The sequence below is a fragment of the Chitinophaga sp. OAE865 genome, assembly GCF_040546735.1.
Taxonomy (GTDB): Bacteria; Bacteroidota; Bacteroidia; order Chitinophagales; family Chitinophagaceae; genus Chitinophaga; species Chitinophaga polysaccharea_A.
In genome coordinates, this window is record NZ_JBEPOF010000001.1 from 5,895,461 (window position 1) to 5,914,049 (window position 18,589).

General features: G+C 47.8%; 14 protein-coding genes. 5 read left to right on the plus strand and 9 right to left on the minus strand.

The genetic code is table 11. From position 1 onward, the window contains the following. Nucleotides 1–27 precede the first annotated feature (27 nt). Nucleotides 28–2,553 (plus strand): YfhO family protein, encoded by a 2,526-nt coding sequence (locus ABIE50_RS23605; protein WP_209859040.1) that lies wholly within the window; start codon nt 28–30, stop codon nt 2,551–2,553. A 68-nt stretch (nt 2,554–2,621) separates the two neighbouring features. Here ABIE50_RS23605 and ABIE50_RS23610 read toward each other — a convergent pair whose 3' ends face one another. The 9 genes from ABIE50_RS23610 to ABIE50_RS23650 all read right to left on the minus strand — a co-directional run bounded on the left by ABIE50_RS23610 (nt 2,622) and on the right by ABIE50_RS23650 (nt 10,533). Then, nucleotides 2,622–3,494 (minus strand): glycosyltransferase family 2 protein, encoded by an 873-nt coding sequence (locus tag ABIE50_RS23610; protein WP_209859038.1) that lies wholly within the window; start codon nt 3,492–3,494, stop codon nt 2,622–2,624. A 5-nt stretch (nt 3,495–3,499) separates the two neighbouring features. Then, the gene (locus ABIE50_RS23615; RefSeq protein ID WP_209859036.1) at nt 3,500–4,216 is read right to left on the minus strand and encodes a class I SAM-dependent methyltransferase; all 717 of its coding nucleotides are present in this window, start codon (nt 4,214–4,216) and stop codon (nt 3,500–3,502) included. Between the two features lie 109 nt (nt 4,217–4,325). Further along, nucleotides 4,326–5,081 (minus strand): glycosyltransferase family 2 protein, encoded by a 756-nt coding sequence (locus ABIE50_RS23620; protein ID WP_209859034.1) that lies wholly within the window; start codon nt 5,079–5,081, stop codon nt 4,326–4,328. Next, nucleotides 5,078–6,331 carry a glycosyltransferase gene (locus tag ABIE50_RS23625; protein ID WP_209859032.1) on the minus strand — a complete coding sequence of 418 codons (1,254 nt, stop codon included), beginning with the start codon at nt 6,329–6,331 and terminating at the stop codon, nt 5,078–5,080. Before ABIE50_RS23625 ends, ABIE50_RS23620 begins: the two co-directional genes overlap by 4 nt. Before the next feature lie 2 nt (nt 6,332–6,333). Next, complete coding sequence (locus tag ABIE50_RS23630; RefSeq protein WP_209859030.1) at nt 6,334–7,332, minus strand: polysaccharide deacetylase family protein; 999 nt, start codon at nt 7,330–7,332, stop codon at nt 6,334–6,336. 9 nt (nt 7,333–7,341) lie between these two features. Next, nucleotides 7,342–8,148, minus strand: coding sequence for an FkbM family methyltransferase (locus tag ABIE50_RS23635; RefSeq protein ID WP_209859026.1), 807 nt, complete (start codon nt 8,146–8,148; stop codon nt 7,342–7,344). Then, nucleotides 8,132–8,842 (minus strand): methyltransferase domain-containing protein, encoded by a 711-nt coding sequence (locus ABIE50_RS23640; protein WP_209859025.1) that lies wholly within the window; start codon nt 8,840–8,842, stop codon nt 8,132–8,134. The genes ABIE50_RS23635 and ABIE50_RS23640 overlap by 17 nt, the downstream gene beginning before the upstream one ends. Before the next feature lie 75 nt (nt 8,843–8,917). After that, nucleotides 8,918–9,775 carry a glycosyltransferase family protein gene (locus tag ABIE50_RS23645; RefSeq protein ID WP_354028146.1) on the minus strand — a complete coding sequence of 286 codons (858 nt, stop codon included), beginning with the start codon at nt 9,773–9,775 and terminating at the stop codon, nt 8,918–8,920. A gap of 89 nt (nt 9,776–9,864) precedes the next feature. Further along, complete coding sequence (locus tag ABIE50_RS23650; RefSeq protein ID WP_209859021.1) at nt 9,865–10,533, minus strand: C40 family peptidase; 669 nt, start codon at nt 10,531–10,533, stop codon at nt 9,865–9,867. A 334-nt stretch (nt 10,534–10,867) separates the two neighbouring features. Here ABIE50_RS23650 and dnaE point away from each other — a divergent pair, with 334 nt between their 5' ends. From dnaE to mqnE, 4 genes are all read left to right on the plus strand, one after another. Continuing rightward, a complete protein-coding gene (gene dnaE, locus ABIE50_RS23655) occupies nt 10,868–14,512 on the plus strand; it encodes a DNA polymerase III subunit alpha (RefSeq protein WP_142688563.1) in 3,645 nt (1,214 codons plus the stop codon). Nucleotides 14,513–14,619: 107 nt separating this feature from the next. Then, nucleotides 14,620–14,937: a thioredoxin gene (gene trxA / locus ABIE50_RS23660; RefSeq protein WP_079472839.1), complete on the plus strand. Its 318-nt coding sequence runs from the start codon at nt 14,620–14,622 to the stop codon at nt 14,935–14,937. A gap of 324 nt (nt 14,938–15,261) precedes the next feature. Further along, nucleotides 15,262–17,403 carry a M43 family zinc metalloprotease gene (locus ABIE50_RS23665; RefSeq protein ID WP_209859018.1) on the plus strand — a complete coding sequence of 714 codons (2,142 nt, stop codon included), beginning with the start codon at nt 15,262–15,264 and terminating at the stop codon, nt 17,401–17,403. Further along, nucleotides 17,400–18,581 carry an aminofutalosine synthase MqnE gene (gene mqnE / locus ABIE50_RS23670; protein ID WP_209859010.1) on the plus strand — a complete coding sequence of 394 codons (1,182 nt, stop codon included), beginning with the start codon at nt 17,400–17,402 and terminating at the stop codon, nt 18,579–18,581. Before ABIE50_RS23665 ends, mqnE begins: the two co-directional genes overlap by 4 nt. The last annotated feature ends 8 nt before the right edge of the window (nt 18,582–18,589 follow it).

Consider the following 18,589-nt stretch of genomic DNA (forward strand, 5'->3'; position numbering starts at 1 on the left):
TCTTTAAAACTAAATCCAAAATATCCGATGAAGCAAAACTGGCTAAAAGCCATTCTTCCACATATTGCAGCAATAGGGCTCTTCCTCCTGCTGGCATTTGTGTATTGCGCTCCTGTCCTCGAGGGCAAAGTGGTGAATCAGAGCGACATGAAGAATGTAAAGGGAATGGCGAAAGAGGCAAAGGACTTTTATGAAGCAACCGGTGAGCGTCCGTTATGGACCAATAGTATGTTTTCCGGTATGCCCTCCTACGTGATATATACAGGTCCGGGCGCCAATAAAATAGCGTATATGAACAGGATTATAACGCTGTATACGCCGGATCCTGTAAATATGCTGTTCCTGGCCATGATATCCATGTACCTGCTTCTCTGTATACTGGATTTTAAATACTGGATCAGGGTGATGGGCGCTATTGCCTTTGCATTCTGCTCTTATAACGTGATCCTCATTGATGTGGGCCACGTTACAAAGATGTACGATATTGCCCTGATGCCCGCTGTACTTGCCGGTATAGTGCTCACCTACAGGGGCCGCCTTATCACCGGTGCTGCGTTGACGGCCCTGGCCACCGCCATGCTGATCTATAATAACCACCTGCAAATTATTTACTACACATTGATCATGGTATTGTGCCTGGCCGTGTGTGCATTTATACATTTTTTCCGGGAGAAGCAACTGGTACAGTTCTTTAAAGCATCCGCCCTGCTTGCCGTGGCCGGCGTGCTGGCAGTGCTCACTTCTATGGACAGCCTCATGATCCTGCGTGAGTATACCAATTACACTATGCGCGGCAGCCAGTCGGAGCTAACCCTCGATAAAGACGATGTGAACCAGAAGAAATCCACCGGCCTGGACATCGACTATGCGTACGACTGGAGCTATGGTAAAGCGGAATCCGGTACCCTCCTGATCCCTGGTTATGTAGGTAATTCCTCCGGGCAAAAACTGAAGGTAAGCTCTAATTTCGGCCAGCAGATGATCAGTCTTGGTGCCAACGAAGCCCAGGTAGAGCAATACCTCAGCCAGCAAAAACTGCCGCTCTACTACGGCGCTCAATCTAAAGGCACTTCCGGTCCCGTGTATGTAGGCGCTATCATCTGTTTCCTTTTCGTATTATCATTACTGTTAGTAAAGAGCTGGCATAAGTGGTGGCTGATTGCCATCACCGTTATCGGCTTTATACTGGCCTGGGGTAAAAACATGTCGTTCATCAACGATCCGCTGTTCTACCACCTGCCGTTGTATAATAAGTTCCGCGCTCCCGCACAGGCGCTGGTATTACCATCGCTCACCTTTGTGGTGCTGGCCTGCTGGGGCTTACAGGAAATTGCCAATGGTAAGCACACTACAAAAGAACTGCTGAAAAAACTGAAAGAGTCCGCCATCATCACCGGTGCGTGTATCCTAGGTTTTATCCTCATCAGCTACTTCTTTGTAGGCTTTAAATCTGCCAGCGACGATAGTATGCTGCAGTATTTCGCCCAGCTAATGGGCGGCGAAGAAAATGCCAAGCTCCTTATCCGCGCACTGGAGAAAGACCGTGCCAGCCTGTTGCTTACAGATGGATTGCGCTCCGCCTTCTTTATCCTTGTAGCGGCTGGCGCTATATGGGCATACCTCACCGGTAAAATGAAATGGCAGGTATCAGCCATTATCATTACTGCTGCAGTGACCATCGACCTGTGGGCGGTAGACAAAAATTACCTGGGCAGCGAAAGCTTCGTGGATGACATGAGCTATATGCAGGAACTGCAGCCTTCAGCGGCCGATCAGCAGATCAAACAGGATCCGGACCCATACTACCGCGTATTGAATCTTACCACCGCTCCGTTTGATGATGCATCGCCGTCCTACTTCCACAAAAACATCGGCGGCTACAGCCCGGCTAAGTTGTGGATATACCAGGATCTCATCTCACACCAGATTGCCAAGAATAACATGCATGTGCTGAACATGCTCAACACGAAATACTTTATTGTTCCGGATCAGAAAACGGGTCAGCCTGTTGCCCAACGCAACCCCGACGCCTACGGTAACGCATGGTTTGTACGTGATATCGTATGGGCCCCCGACGCCAATGCCGAAATGAAAGCGCTGGATGCGCTGAATACCCGTGACTCCGCAGTGATCGATAAACGGTTTGAAAAACAACTGGGCAACTTCAAGCCTGGCGCCGACAGTACCGCTTCCATCAAACTCACCAAATACGGCCTGAATAAACTGGAATACGTTTCCCGCAACAGCCAGGAAGGCTTTGGCGTGTTTTCTGAAATTTATTACCCGGCCGGGTGGAACGCATTTATTGATGGTAAACCAGCAGATATTATCCGTACGGATTATGCCTTACGCGGACTGAAAATACCTGCAGGGGAGCATAAAATAGAAATGAGGTTTGAACCGAAAACGTTCCTGAAAGGATTAAAGATCGCCAATATCACATCTATCCTGCTGCTATTGCTGGTGGCCGCCTCCCTGGTGTTTGAAGTGATTAGGCAAAATAAAACAGGTGCAGCTGCTGAACCTGCGGCTCCGCAAAAAGCTAAAAAGTAACTGTTGTAATATTAAAAAGATGAGGGGCGGAGATAGTATCTCCGCCCCTCATCTTTTTAATAACTTACTTATTGTTCACTTCTTCCTTTTTTGACCACCGGGTAAAGTGATATCAAACTGATATAAGTCTGTATGATCTTCCAGGCATTGCCCCATTTCAGCCTGGCCACCGACAGCAGGAATGGCTTTCCCAAATCCTTCAACGCTTTCAGGTAGGCTACCGGAAGGTGCCGTCTTCGTATGTCCATTAAGGTTACCAGGCCATGCACCTTATAGGATTTAATGATCATTTCATCGGTTTCCTTACGGGCATGCCGGTCGTGGCAAATGGTTACAGCCGGGCACACCCCTATTTTAAACCCGTAATGAAGGATCCGCTGGGCCAGGTTACTATCTTCTCCGTAATGAAAAAATACCGGGTGAAATAACCCCGCTTTTTCCAGGCAGGCTTTACTCATCATCCATGCGGCAGCATTTACAAACTCCACCGGGTAAATATCTTTCAGGGGCTCGCCCGGTGCCGGTTGGCTGGCCTTGTAATATTGTGCAAATCCCGCATCCATACCGCTGTAGTCGCCACTCAGGTGTATGGGGCTTACCACCCCGTATTCCGGGTGCCGCTCCATCACATTGATCAGCACCTCAATGGTGTTCTTTTCTGTCCAGGCGTCCTGGTTGAGCAGGAAAACGTAGTCTGCTCCCTGCTGTAAAGCCTGTTTAATAGCCATGTTATTCGCCTGGCCAAATCCGAGGTTTGTACCCGAACGTATCAATGTTACTTCAGGATAATCCGCTTCCAGCATAGGAATCGTAGCGTCAGCAGAGCCGTTATCCACCACAATGGTTTGCACGGGATAACTGCCCGACCGCAAACTGCCAAAGCATTTATGTATCCATCTGGCCCCATTATAGGTGACAATAACAACAAATACTTTTTTCATTCCGGCTATTTTCTGTATTTCTCCTGCAGGAATTCAAAGAAGTAATGGGAAGGTTTCAGGTTAATGAGTTCATACCGGTTCTTTGCAAGATCATCATAGCTCATCGCCTCAATGGCCGGCAGGCTGAGGTTAAGTACAGTTTCCGGGGTACCTTTGGTGATAATGCCAATACCCCAGTCGCTATCGATGGTAAATACCTGCAGATCCTTGCGGGTCCGTAACATGGCAATCGACTTCCATACATCACCCGTCCAGGCCCCGGTCCAATCCGGGATTTCCCCTTTGGCAGCTTTCTCCAGCACTTCCTGTTGGGCCGCGCCTACCGGCGATTCACAGGCAGCATTTGGCGGATTCACATCATGCACTACAATAAAACCACCATCATTCAGGTATTCCAGGCAATTCACGATATCCTGGTAACATTGTTTGTAAGTATGCAAACCATCCACAAATGCCACGTCAATACCATCCTGGCGAAGCATTGCTTTCTGTTCTGCAAAAAACTGGTCGCTGGTTACCTGGAAATACTTTGCATTGCCCGGCTTCAGCTTTGTGCGTAACCAGGCCCTGAAGGGAAACCTGAATTCAGGGTCCACCGCAATTTTTGCTTTTACCGGTGCATCCAGGGAAAAGAATACATAACCGGTATCTACTCCTATTTCAACGTAAACTTTAGCCTTTGTTCTCTGCAACAGAGATTTAATGACAGCAATGCGATTCATTATAATGGTTTAATTTTTTTAATCATTCGCTTCTCAGAAAAACGCCCCTCACAAGATAGACATCATTTTCAATATACGATATTCGTTACGGTTCATTTACCGGAGCGCGCTAATACTTTTTACGGACCAGGTACCTGCCGGCAATAAACAGATGATTCACCAGGTTGGCCAGCCTACCATAGTAATGATTCAATATCCTGTACCGCTCCTTCCACGCCAGCTGCTGGTGCTGTTTTGAAGTGCCCCCTACCCTGAACCTCGCTACCACCAGGTGCGTATTGCATATTTTATGCGACGCCTTCAGCGTACGGATCATCCAGTCGATATCCGCACACACACGGTATTGAAGATCATATAACGGGCTCAGACTACGGCGGATCACATAGGCCTGGTGCGATACCACCATGCCATGTTTCAGGCTCTTCCAGGTTAACTGTTCCGGCACGCGGTGCGGGGTTTGTTCAGACCTCAGCCCTATATCCTGCCCGTTGTCATCCATAAACATTGCTTCCCCGTAATACACATCAGCATCGCTGCAGGTGGCCAGCATCCTGCTGATCACATCCGGCCCCGCCAGTACATCATCAGCATTGAGGAACAACAGGTACTCGCCTGTAGCAAGTTGCATGCCTTTATTCATGGCATCGTATAATCCTTTATCTTTTTCGGAGATCACAGTAGCAATGCGGGAGCGGTATTTTTCAATCACCCCCATGGTATTATCACGTGAAGCACCATCCACAATGATATACTCAATATGCGGATAGGTTTGCTCCAACACGCTTTGGATAGTGCTTTCAATAAATTTCTCGGCATTGAAACATACAGTAATGATGCTCACTACCGGGGAAGATGCTTTGTTCATGTATCTGTTGATTGCGGGTTCCTTACTACCGATTGAAACAGCTGATAGTACTGTCCGGCTATTACTTTCATTCCAAAATATTGTTCTATATATATCCTCGCCGCTTTGCCAAACTGCCGGCATGCATCCGGATGCTGCAGGAGCCTGAGCGTTTGTGCGGCAAACTGTTGCTGGTCGCCTGGCGGGATCACATATCCTGTTACACCGTCCTGCACTATTTCCCGGCATCCGCCCACATCAAAGGTAATACAGGCTGTTTCACAGCTTCCCGCTTCTATCAGCACATTGGGCAGGTTATCTGCCTTGGTGGGATAAAAGAAGATATCGCTGGCGCTGTAGCACTGCATCATTTTCTCCGTATCCTTCACATAGCCGGTATACACGCATTCCAGGTGTTTAAATGTTCCGGGCAGCTGGTCTCTGCCTATCATGAGCAGGTATACCTTCCGGTCGAGCTGCGCATCCAGCAGCTGTAAAATATGGAGCAGTTCAGCGCCGCCTTTAAACTCGCTGGCGAACAGGCGCTCGGATACAAAAGTGATCACCTGCGCATCTGCAGGGAGGCCCAGCGCCTGGCGGGAGGCCGCTTTATCCTGTGGCCGGAAATAACCGGTGTCAATAGGATTGGGTATATGGTACAATGGTTTGTTCCTTGTAAGCGGGCTTTCCGCGGTCATGTTATACAACCAGCGGGAAGGCGATACTATATGGAGATCGCTGCCGGCATATAGCTTTTGTTTTCTTTTGATGAGGTAATTGCCGGTAGGCAGGCCCATGGCAGGAGAACGCCTGTGCTCTCCTTTGCCGGCCCGGCCGTTTTTCCAGGAGGTGTCTCCAAAGGTATGCGCTGCATTGCCGGTAATGGCCCACATATCATGCAGGGTCCATACAATAGGGGCAATGGCAGATAAGCGCGGCAGCAGCGTAACATCAAAATATCCGCCATGAATATTGTGCAGGCTGATCACATCGGGTTGGTAAGCGTGTGCATGCCGCATGATGGCGGAAGTAGAGAACGGAAAATATAAATATTGCAGTCCGGCGCGGTTACTAATTACATTAAGCCCCCTTTCAATCACGTTACGCACGGTACCCGGGCGGGTGGGCGTTGCGCGGGAGGAAGCGGTATGGGTGCCTACCAGGAAATCGTTGGAGGTATGATAATATTCCTCCAGCCCGGCTGCAATCCTTTGCGCCGCTATGGCAGCGCCTCCGCTGTTCTCATATTTATTGATAAAAAGTACTTTCACCGCTAATATTTAAAGAACTGTTGCATTTGTTGGCGGAATATATCCGGTGGCCAGTTGCGCACCAGGATGCGTGGAAGCGCATACGGATTGCTCCAGCTATGTACCTGCCCGTGATAGTTGGCGCATACCATTTGCAGGCCAAGTGCTTTACATGCTTTGATACTGTCGGCATTATAATAACGTTTGGTGCCCAGGAACTTTCTCGCGCCAAAAGGATAGGAAAAGTGCACCTGCGGGACGCCCAGCACGCCTTCCAGGATCTCTTTGGACATACCTATTTCGGTATGCTGCTCTTCATAGCTCAGCATGCCTACAGCCGGGTGACGGTGGGTATGGCAACCAATTGCAGCATAGGCGTTGCTGTTCATCGCTTTTACTTCTTCCCAGGTCATCAGCCGGTGGGAAGGCCGGCCGGTCGCAGTTTGGCCGGACCATTCATACAGCTGCTGCATGACCGATTCTATTTCCGTGGGTTTGCAGAAGCGCAGCACCTGCTGCAGCGCGTAATAGGTTTCACGTATAGCTGTTAGCGTGCCGGTGGCATATTGCATGGCCTTCCCGTTGATGGTGATCTGCAGCACCGGCGGCAGGTTGCCGGGTGTGAGCAGTACCCTCTCCAGGTCGTCCCACCACAATTCGTAAGCGGTATTGATCTTTGAGGTAGTGATATAAAACAGGGCCGGCGCTTTATGCTTTGTAAGCAAAGGCAATGCCTCGTGATAATTATCTGCATAGCCATCATCGAAGGTCACAAATACTGACCGTTGAGGAAAGGCTTTTTTGTTTTTTACATGATAGAGGAACTGATCTGCATCCAGCAGGTTATAGTCGGTGGCCAGGTGCGCGAGATGCGAGTCGAAATGACCAGGCGTAACGGAAAGGTCCTGTGGATCCTGCTGCAGGGTGGTTACCCGGTGGTACAATAATATTACCGCCGGTTGCTGCACTTTGTTGGCCACATAGTGCATCACTGAAAATATTTTTTTACTCAGGTCTCCCATCAGGTGCTACTACATTTTATAGGCGTATACATTCAGCTGCATGTCCATGGTATCATTTGCCGCTCTATTAACAAAGGGGGAAGATCTTTCTGTGGCAGATTCAATGAAATACCTGAAGCCGTTCCGCTGGAGGATTTCCAGGATATCTCCCAATCCCTGTGGTGTTTTGTTAAAAGAATGATATTCTATAAAGATATTTTTTACAGCAGATAACATGCCGTCACAATCCTTTATCACTGCCACTTCGGCTCCTTCTATATCCATTTTGAGAAAGTCCACGGTTCCTGCCTGTTCCAGCATGCTTTTTAACCGCACGGTTGGCACTGTTACTTTATTACCGCTTCCCTCCCCGAATACACTGCCGCCATCTGCATTATCAGTATAAAAAGTAATGCCTTCCTCATTGGTCCATACAGCCCGGTCCACTACAGTAACCCCGCTAAGGTTATTTTTCAGGAGATTATCCCTGAGAACGCCTGCTATAAACGGGTCTGCTTCAAAGGCAGTAATCCTTGCATCGGGGAAAAGTGATTTAAAATAAATACAGCTAAGGCCCACATTGGCGCCGCAGTCGAAGATCACCGGGGCTTTATTGCTGCTTTCAAATTTATATACTTCTGTAAAAAAGATCTCTTTGTATTGGAATACAAAGGACGGTCCATCTACAATATTTATATGATAGTGCAGGAAATCAGCAGGGGCCTGTTTTTCTATCCGCTGCTGATAATGCTTACGGTGTAAACGTAAAAACTCCCGGTAATACCTGTTGCTGACAACCTGTTTAATCTTTTGCAGATTTTCACTGATCAATCCCATGTAGTCTTTTTTTTGCTTTAATGGTAATTATTACCGGGTATACCGGGTCATTAAAATCCAATTCCGCTGTTGTCAGCTCTTCTGTTACAATGCCCTGCAAAATAGCTGTGCAGGTGAGCACATTCCCGGAGGAAGATACTTCAATATTCTCTTCTCCAAAAACCTCACCGAATGCTTTGGCGGCCGACTGGGTAGTAAATCTCCAGTAGTCCCCCCATTGTTTCATATCTGTGGCAGACAACTGCGTAATACCGGCCAGGGTAGCCAGTAATACGCCTCCCGGTTTAAGCAGGTAATAGGCGCCGGTTATGGCCGACTTAAAGTCATATATAAAATTGAAGGTTTGTGTACAGATAAAACAGTCGATACGGTTTTCAGGCAAAGTACCCGGGTTGGTAAGATCTCCCACAATAGTTACCTGCGGTTCCTGCTTCATATGCAACACCTCATAGGTATGTACTCCGTGGCCAAACTGCCTGGAGTATCTGCTCTCCGCTATTTCCAGTACACTCCCTGAAATATGGGCAGTGTTAGCCTTTAGAAACTGTTCTATATAATAGCGGTCCACAGGCGTGCCCCGGTCGAAACCAAAAGTTGTGGACAGCGGCTGCAGGTTTCTCAGGCTGGTCCACGACAGTGGCGAAACCGTATTCCTTTTCAGGCGCTTTAATATCTTCCTGAGCAGCTTAACCATTCTTAGTGATTTTTCTCCAGAGTTTAATGATCCTTTGCTTCGCCTTTGCTTTAAAGGTCATACCTGCATTACGTCTTAAAAAAGTACCAAACTTTTTTTTTCTACCAGCAGGTAATTGCTTACAGGAATATCTTCTACAGGAATTCTTTCCTGGTAAATCTCTGTATAGGTATAATCATGCTCCATAAAATGATGGGTAGCACTGGCTACGTTGCCATCATGCCTTACCAGGGATTTCACGGGATAAAGGGTAAGCATATCATTCAGGTAAGCAGTAGCCCTCCAGCGGATAGCCCAGGAGCTCACCTTTCCATTCTTCTGCTGGTGCAGCATCCTGAAAAAAGGATAACCTCCCCAGAAATCAAAGGCTCTTTTCAGCCCGCTTTTTTTTATCTTTTCAATAACCGTTTCGGTATCTCTTTCAAACTTGTTCCAGGCTCTTGACCAGGTACCCCAGCCCAAACAGCCGGGATCATGGATCATAAAAGTAGATGGCTTATAGTCTGCCGGCATTTCGATCGGGTAAAGATAACCATGAATGGCAATCACCTTTTCGTTCTGCTCATATTTCCAGAGGCCGTCGTTCATGTATTGCAGGAAATAAGGAGACACTGCCAGGTCATCTTCCAAAACAATTACTTTTCCATGTTTATTAATCACTTCTGTAACTCCATCTATCACGGAAGTAGCCAGGCCTTTATTCTTTTCCGCTTCCAGCACCACCACTTCCTTACACCATTGCCTGCTGTGCACCACTTCCCGCGCCTGTTTTACCAGTGCTACCTGTTCGGGGGTTGCATTGGCTTTGGGACCGTCGCAATAAACATAAAGGGTACTTTCCCCTGCCTCCCGGTTTTTACTCAGGTGCTCTAAGGTGCTCAGTGTCAGCTCTGGCCGGTTGTATACAAATAATACGATGGGAGCAAGTTCCATGATATGAAAAAGCACTGCATAGTGCAGTTGTTAGGTTAAAACGGTAAAAATCGTATAAAAATAACAATAAAACAAATGTGTAGAAGTGGCTATAGTCGTCCTCCGCCGGCAAAATAACGTTTCCAGTAGGGCTCATTCAGATCGCTGATCATGACGCCGGCGCTGGTGGAGGCGTGAACAAATTTATCGTTTTCCAGGTAGATGCCCACATGGGAGATCCGTTTATGACGGATCCTGAAAAACACCAGGTCACCTTCATGCAGATCTTGTGATTTTACTTTCTTCACCTGTGAATACAGGTCTACAGAGTTACCGGAAAGGCCCATCTGGAATACAGTATTCATGAGAGTATTCACGAATCCTGAGCAATCAATGCCGTCTCTAGTTTTACCACCAAGCCGGTAAGGTGTGCCATACCAGTCGTCTATAAAACTATACAGTTTCTGGTTCAATACATCTTCCACGGCAACATCCAGCAACTGCGCATATTTGAATTGCCAGCTCTGTGCATTTTCCAGGTTGGCGCTGCCCCTGGTAATATTCCTGCTGATGCTGATATCCCTCTTATTATCACGGGAGATATTGCGGACAGGACGTTTGGTGGCAATGCCATCTATAAATTCAACCCGGTTATTATTAGCGGTAGCTGGTACGCTGGTTTGTTTTTTAGCAGTACCTTTTTTTAATGAAGCACAGGAACTGAGCGATAATGCACATATCGATAACTTCACAAGCAGGTGTCCCTTTACTCTGATCATAAGCGTCTGGCTAAATTTTCGCTAAAATACAAATATATAGGGATTTACAAATGTTGATTTATGCGGATTTTGTCTTGGAACACTGATTACGCTGATTATAATGATTAGTTTGATTTTTACTTTTAGATTTTTTTAAAATAACGAAGAAAGATGAAAACAGATATCCGCTTATATCTCCCAAAATATTTCCAGGTCATTAATAAAATTCAAAAAATAAAATCAAACTAATCATTATAATCAGCGTAATCAGTGTTCCAAGACAAATTCCGCAGCGCCTTCGGCGATCTTTACGCGAATTACATTACTTTTGTCGCTTGACGAAACAGATTAGCCGATGATTTTCTCCCATTTACACGTTCATACCCAATTCTCCTTACTGGATGGGGCAGCCGACATTAAATCGCTCTATAAAAAAGCGATGGCTTCCAATCAGCCCGCACTGGCAATTACCGACCATGGTAATATGTTTGGTGCATTCCAGTTTGTGGCAGAAGCATACAATAATAAATTAAATCCCGGCGATCCTAAAGATAAAAGACTGAAAGTAAAGCCTATCGTAGGATGTGAATTCTATGTAGTGGAAAACCGCCACAAGCGGGCCTTTACAAGGGAAGAAAAAGATATCCGCTATCACCAGGTGTTACTGGCAAAAGATGATGAAGGCTACCGCAACCTCATCAAACTTTGTTCACTGGGTTATATGGAAGGATTGTACGGTAAATATCCCCGCATTGATAAAGAGCTCGTATTACAATACCATAAAGGGCTTATTGCCACTACCTGCTGCCTCGGCGCCTCCGTGCCGCGTATCATACTCCGTAACGGTGAAGAGGAAGGAGAAAAAGAATTCCGCTGGTGGCTGGATATATTCGGGGAAGATTATTACGTGGAATTACAACGACACGGCATTCCCGAACAGGAACAGGTAAACGCCGTACTGCTTCGCTTTGCGCAGAAGTACAATGTAAAGGTGATTGCTTCCAACGATTCCCACTATGTAGACCAGGCCGATGCCAACGCGCATGATATCCTGCTTTGTATTAATACCGGCGAGAAAAAAAGTACGCCCACCAACAAGGAATTTTCCGACGACGACAGCGCAGGTGGCAAGAAAGGGCGTTTTGCTTTTTATAACGACCAGTTCTATTTCAAAACAACGGAAGAAATGTCGGCCCTCTTTCATGATCTTCCGCAGGCCATTGATAATACCAACGAAATTGTAGATAAGGTACAGTTGCTGGATCTCAAAAGAGATATCCTGCTGCCCAACTTCCCTATTCCCAAAGAATTCATTACACAGGACCAGTACCTGCGCCATATTACCTACGAAGGCGCGCGTTCCCGGTACCTGGAAATGACCGCCGATATTGAAGAACGTATCAACTTTGAGCTGCAGGTAATCGAGAACATGGGTTTTGCCGGTTACTTCCTTATTGTGGCCGACTTCATCAAAGCAGGCCGTGAGCTGGGCGTATTTATCGGACCGGGCCGTGGTTCAGCCGCAGGATCGGCGGTAGCCTACTGTATTGGTATCACCAATATTGACCCCATCAAGTATAATCTCCTGTTTGAGCGTTTCCTGAACCCGGAACGTAAGAGCATGCCCGATATTGATACGGACTTCGATGATGAGGGCCGTCAGAAAGTAATTGACTACGTAGTACAGAAATATGGCCGCAACCAGGTGGCGCAGATCATTACCTATGGTACCATGGCCGCCAAGATGAGTATCAAGGACGTGGCCCGTGTAATGGACCTCCCCCTGGTAGAATCCAATACGCTTGCCAAGCTGGTACCGGATAAACCCGGCATACAGCTGGATCGGATTTTCAATGCTCCCCTTGAAGGTGAAAAAAGCCTGGCCGATAAAGAAGGCCTCGCCGGTGAAGATATTGAGAACGTAAAAAAACTGCGGGAGCTTATCAAAGGGGACGACCTCCAGGGAGAAGTGCTCCGTGAAGCCTGCGTACTGGAAGGCTCCGTACGTAATACCGGTATCCATGCGGCTGGTATCATCATCGCACCACAGGACCTGTACGACCTGATACCTGTATCTACCGCAAAGGATTCCGACCTGCTGGTAACCCAGTTTGAAGGAAGCATTATTGAATCTGCCGGCGTAATCAAGATGGACTTCCTGGGGCTGAAAACCCTTACCATCATCAAAGGTGCGCTGGAACTGATCCGCCAGAACCATGGTATCTCCATCGAGATCGACAATATCCCGCTGGACGATGCCAAAACATATGAGCTCTACCAGAAGGGCGAAACCAACGCTACGTTCCAGTTCGAGTCGCCGGGTATGCAGAAATACCTGCGGGAGCTGAAACCCGATAGGTTCGACGATCTTATCGCCATGAACGCCCTGTACCGTCCGGGACCACTGGAGTACATCCCCTCGTTTATCCGCCGTAAACACGGACTGGAACCGGTGCAGTACGATATCGCCGAAATGGAGGAATACCTCAGCGATACCTATGGTATCACGGTATACCAGGAGCAGGTGATGCTGTTGAGCCAGAAACTGGCTAACTTCTCCAAAGGAGATGCGGATGTACTGCGTAAGGCGATGGGTAAAAAGCAGATCGCGGTACTGAACAAGATGAAAGCGCAGTTTATGGAAGGTTGCGCCCAAAACGGCCATGATCCTAAGGTGTGCGAGAAAGTATGGACCGACTGGGAAGCGTTCGCCTCCTATGCGTTCAACAAGTCGCACTCCACCTGCTATGCTTTCGTGGCTTATCAAACCGCCTACCTGAAAGCCCACTACCCTTCCGAATATATGGCCGCTGTACTGAACTGCGCCAGCAATATTGAAAAGATCACCTTCTTCATGGAAGAGTCCAAACGTATGGGCATCGACGTATTGCCGCCCGATGTGAATGAATCTTTCAAAGGTTTCGCCGTAAACAAACAGGGCCAGGTACGCTTTGGCCTGGGTGGTTTGAAAGGCGTGGGTGAAGCCGCTATTGAAAACCTGCTGGAAGAACGTAAAAAGGACGGCCCTTTCAAAAACATCTTCGATTTTATCAAACGCGTAAACCAGCGTGCAGTTAATAAAAAATCGCTCGAAGCCCTGGTGATGTCCGGCGCTTTCGACAGCTTCCCGGAATTACACCGTGCCCAGTACTTCCATAAACCGGAAGGCGAACCCCTTACCGGGCTGGACAGGATCGTTAAGTTCGGCCAGCAGGTAACAGCTGGCTCTTCCAATATGGGCAGCCTCTTTGGTGCAGACGACCTGCCCGATGTAGAACCACCCAAGATCCCTAACTGCGATCCATGGCCGCTGATCATGAAGCTCAACAACGAAAGGGATATCACCGGTATTTACATTTCCGGTCACCCCCTGGATGATTACCGCTTTGAGCTGAAGCATTATCACATGAACTCAGTACAGGAACTGGTGGAATACCAGGCCGAAATATCCCAGCCGGGCGGTTCCGGAGGCCGGGCCAGGGAGCGCAATTTCCGCCTGGCGGTATATATTACCAGCGCCCAGGAAAGGATCTCCCGAAATAACCGCCAATTTGGCGTAATGACCATAGAAGACTATACCGGTAAATTTGAATTTGCTTTATGGAGTGAAGATTTTATCCGCTTTGCCCCCTACCTGAAACCGGGTCTTTGCCTGTTTATCAATGGTGGTTTCAAATCCAAACGGTTCAATGATAATGAGTATGAGTTTAAAGTAAGTAGCATCCAGCTGTTACAGGAAGTGAAGAAAACCCATACCAAACAAGTGTTTCTGAACACCATGCCTAAGTTCATTAACCGGGAAACAGTCGATTTCCTGGCAGACAATATCAACCGTTACCCGGGCAATAGCGTGCTGCACGTACACCTGACCGACCGCGACGATCAAACCCAGGCAAAGCTGCATACCTTTAACCGTAATATCGAAATGAATGACGAGTTGGCGGGTTTCCTTTATAAACAGCCGGATATCGATGTGTATATAGAGATAATCAATAAGTAAGATGTCAGAAATGCAGTAATTTGCACTCGGATCAAGATTTGATCGTAATAATACAAATCATAAAAATCAAAACAATCGTTAAATAAAACTTTTTAAAATCAAAGAATATGGCTTTAGAAATCACTGATGCGAACTTTGAAACGGAAGTTCTGAATTCCGATAAATTAACTGTTATTGACTTCTGGGCAGAATGGTGTGGCCCTTGTCGCGCTATCGGTCCTGTAATTGAAGAACTGTCTAAAGACTACGCAGGTAAAGTAAATATCGGAAAGGTTAATGTGGACCAGAACCCACAGTTGTCTGTAAATTACGGTATCACCAGTATCCCTGCTATCCTTTTCGTAAAAGGCGGTCAGGTTGTTGACAAACAGGTAGGCGCTGTGCCTAAATCCGTACTGGATAAAAAAATACAGGCCAATATGTAATTTTTATAAAAACTGAGTTTGAAAGCGCTCCGGGTTGCTCCGGAGCGCTTTTTTTATCGCCTTCGGCGATGAAATTGTCTTGGAGCAGGATTACGCTGATTATACTGATTACTTTGATTTTTACTGCGCGTTTTGTTGCTTTTAGCTTTTTAAAAATAATTAAGGAAGATAAAAGCTTGTATATCCGCTCGTATCTTACTTTACATTTAACCAGATTTTTAAAATAAAATCAAAGTAATCAGTATAATCAACGTAATCCTGAGTCAGACAAATTCGCATCGCCGAAGGCGATTTTCGCGTATCTTCAAACCAAAATTTACCTTTTTGCGTCACTATTTCCTTGCCCTGGTTACCTTTTTTTACTGCGCCACAGCCATCGCTCAACGCAAATGCGGCACCGCCGAAGCATTGCAGCAGCGGGTAAAAGAAATTCCTTCCCTTCAGAAAATTATATCGGATAATGAAGCCCGGATGATGCTGGGCCAGCAACGGCAGCAGCTCCGCGCCCGCGTGGAAGCGATCCCGCAAACAGTAACTATTCCCGTGGTGGTACATATAGTGCTGGATAACCCCGCGCTGGTAACAGATGCGCAGGTAGCCACACAAATAGATGTACTGAACCGCGATTATAACGCCCTGAACCCTGATATTTCCCAGGTGCCCTCCGTATGGCAATCCCTTATTGGCAACAGCCGCATTAACTTCTGCCTGGCGCAAAGAGCACCCGGCGATGAGCCCACCAGCGGTATTATAAGGATGCAAACTGCTGCCGGCCAAAGCTTTTCCATCAGCAACGCCGCAGCCGACGCCAAGTACAACAGTACCGGTGGCTCCGATGCCTGGGACCACAGCAAATACCTCAATATCTGGGTCACCCGCCTTTCCGGCAATTATCTCGGCGTGGCCGCCCCTCCGGGCACCGGCTACCCTGTGGAACAGGAGGGCGTAGTGGTGCAATACACCGCTTTTGGCACTACCGGCAGTGTTGGGGCTACCTACAACCTCGGGAGAACCGCTACCCATGAAATAGGCCATTATTTCGGCTTAAAACACGTTTGGGGAGATGACAATGGCACCTGCGATATTGATGACGGTATCACAGATACCCCCCTTCAGGGCGATAATACCTACGGATGCCCCACTTTTCCCAGGCTCGATAACTGCACCCGTACCTCACCCGGTATCATGTTCATGAACTACATGGACTATACCGATGATGCCTGTATGCATCTTTTCACAGCCGGACAGGTAGACCGTATGCGTTATGTACTGGAAAACATTACCGCCAGCCTCACCAACTCCAACGGCTGCGTGCCCCCTTCCATGGCAGATAACGACGCCTCGCTGCTAAGCATCAATACGCCCGGTGGCAAAATATGTGATAACCATATTACGCCGGTGGTTACCCTGCGCAACCGCGGTGCCAATACCCTCACCACCGTGAAGATCTGGTACCAGGTGAACAGCGGCGCCCTTACTGCTTACGACTGGACAGGCTCCCTGGCCAGCCTGCAGCAAACCACGGTTACGCTGCCTTCCTCCAGCGTGGCCATAGGGAACTATAACCTGAAAGCATATACGCAATCGCCCAACGGCCAGCCCGATGGCAACATTACCAACGATACTGCGAATACCCGTTTCCGTTATGACGCAGAAGCTACCCTTCCTTTTGAAGAAGGTTTTGAAGACGACAGCTTCCCGCCACCAGCCTGGGACCTCTACAATCCCGACCACAGCTTCACCTGGGAACGTATCCGTAATGTAGGCAGGAACAGCAGCGCATCGGCCATGGTACGCAACCTTGGATACAACACCAACGACCAGGCGGATGATCTCATTACACCCGTAATTGATCCTCAGGGCGCCGACTCGGTGTTCCTCTTCTTTGATGTGGCCGCCGCTGTGTATACCGACCCGGCCACCTCCGGGAACGCATGGGATACCCTACAGGTGCTTGTTACCAACGATTGCCGCCAAACAGGCCAGATCGTCTATTCCAAATGGGGCAGGGACCTGATTACACGCCCAACAGCCATACAAACAGAGTTCACCCCAACCGCTGCGGAATGGCGCCGCGATTCAGTGGATCTGACCGCTGTTAGCCATAAAGGAAAGTTTCAGGTAGCCTTTAGAAATATCTCAAACTCAGAGAATAATATCTATATTGATAATATAAATATTGTTACCAGGCCGGTAAATCAAATACTCCGCGAAAAAGGAATAATGGTGAACCCTAACCCTACAGACGGCATTGTTTGGGTTACTTTCCTGGAAGTGCCGGAAGACCTGTTACAGGTATCCATTTATAATGTACAGGGGCAGTTTATTATGAGCCGCCCGGCAGCTGCCATCGGGGCAGGCAACCGGCTGACCTTTAATTTGGTAAATGAGCCAAATGGTGTTTATTTTGTAAAATTAATTTACAGGAACAGGGCCAACACCATTAAATTAATGAAAGTAAGATGACGATGAGACAAGATTATCCGGCTGTTCAGACGCTCCTTCAGCAACCCAACCTGGACGCAGCATTGAAGCGTATAGCAGAAAAGATCCTCCAACAGGAAAGAATTACACCCGCAGAAGGGCTGATCTTATTTGAAAAAGGCGATATCGGCCTTGTAGGTGCATTAGCCAACCTGGTACGGGAACGGATGCACGGCGACAAAACTTACTTCAACCGTAACTTCCATATTGAACCTACCAACGTTTGTGTATTTACTTGTCACTTCTGCTCCTATTCCCGCTTGTATAAGAACAGGGAAGACGGATGGGAACTGAGTATAGACCAGATGATGGACATCGTTAAGAAGTACGATAACCAACCGGTTACGGAAGTGCATATTGTTGGCGGCGTACATCCTAAAATGCAGCTCGACTTCTTCGTGGAGCTTATTCGGAAGATCAGGGCACACCGCCCGGACCTCCACATCAAAGGGTTTACTGCCGTGGAACTGGACTACATGTTCCGCAAAGCCAAGGTAAGTATAGAGGAAGGGATGCGCATACTCAACGAAGCTGGCCTTCAATCCATGCCGGGCGGCGGCGCTGAAATTTTTGCTCCCGAAGTGCGCGCAAAAATATGCCACGATAAAGTAGATGCCGAAGGATGGCTGGCGATTCACAGGGCAGCACACAACCGTGGCATGCATACCAACGCCACCATGCTGTATGGCCATATAGAATCCTTTGCCGACCGTATAGACCATATGGAACGCCTGCGCAACCTGCAGGATGAAACCGGCGGCTTTAATACTTTTATCCCGCTGAAATTCCGTAATAAAGGCAATGATATGTCCAATATCCCGGAAACTTCTATTGTGGAAGACCTGCGACTGTACGCCATTGCACGTTTATATATGGATAACTTCCCCCACCTGAAAGCCTACTGGCCGATGCTGGGAAGAAACACCGCGCAGCTGACCCTTTCATTCGGCGTGAATGATCTGGATGGCACCATAGATGATACTACCAAAATTTACTCTATGGCCGGTGCGGAGGAACAGAATCCTTCCATGAATACCGCCCAGCTGACCATGCTCATCAAGCAGGCAGGCAGAAGGCCCGTGGAAAGAGATACCGTGTACAACGAGATCAGAGATTATACAGACGTGGTTTTTTCAGACGAAGAACTGCTCACAAAATAGGATCACTG